1 protein-coding gene and 1 pseudogene are annotated in these 868 nt (G+C 44.8%); one reads left to right on the top strand and one right to left on the bottom strand.

Translation table 11 applies throughout. The annotated features are described in order from the left end of the window. On the top strand, positions 1-643 hold a 643-nt coding region (locus R8O11_RS26195; protein ID WP_318194736.1), incomplete at its 5' end, for an efflux RND transporter permease subunit. A 24-nt stretch (positions 644-667) separates the two neighbouring features. On the opposite strand, the pseudogene R8O11_RS26190 reads toward R8O11_RS26195, so the two are convergent. Next, positions 668-868, bottom strand: a pseudogene (locus R8O11_RS26190) (peptidase M23); the annotation flags it as partial.

Below are 868 nucleotides of genomic sequence, written 5' to 3'. Positions count from 1 at the left end.
TGAAATGGAACAGCTCGGTTTACCTGAAGGCGTTGAATATAAGATTCGGGGTCAAAATGAAGAGCAGGAAAACTCATCAGCATTCTTGCAAAACGCTTTTGTTGTGGCTCTTGGCGTCATGGCGCTCATTCTCATCACGCAGTTCAACAGCTTTTATCAGGCATTTTTGATTTTGAGTGCGGTGCTGTTTTCAACGGTCGGGGTTTTTGCTGGGTTGCTTATTTTCCAAAAACCATTCGGCATCATCATGTCTGGCATTGGTGTGATTGCCTTGGCTGGTATCGTAGTTAATAACAACATTGTACTGATTGATACTTATAACCAAATGCGAAAAAGAGGACTGGACAAAGCAGAGGCTATCCTGCGGACCGGTGTGCAACGTTTGAGACCGGTGCTATTAACCACAATTACGACCATTTTAGGGTTGTTACCGATGGTTCTAGAAATGAACATCGATTTAGTTAATCAAAAAGTCGAATTTGGTGCGCCGAGTACGCAATGGTGGTCTCAGTTAGCGACGGCAGTAGCGGGGGGATTGGCATTTGCTACGGTGTTGACGTTGGTGCTTACGCCTTGTTTGCTTATGTTGGGAAGAGATCATCTTGCTAAGCCCGAACCTGATGAAAGCGAAGAGGCAGCGTAATGCTGCCTCTTTTTACTTTTCCGTTTATCTCATTGCCAGTAACTTACTGTAACGATCCAGCTTGTCCATACTGACTTTTGCATTCGCCATGAAGGTTTGTCTTGCTTTACCTGTTAACGATTTGGATTGCGCCAAATTCACTGTTCTTGGGTTTTTGTGCACGCCATTTACTAGGAACTCATAATGTCAGTGAGGTCCTGTCACACGACCTGTTCCACCAAGCGT

The sequence above is a fragment of the Vibrio sp. 1288 genome (genome assembly GCF_033344475.1).
This window is presented reverse-complemented; position numbering and strand designations above follow the sequence as displayed.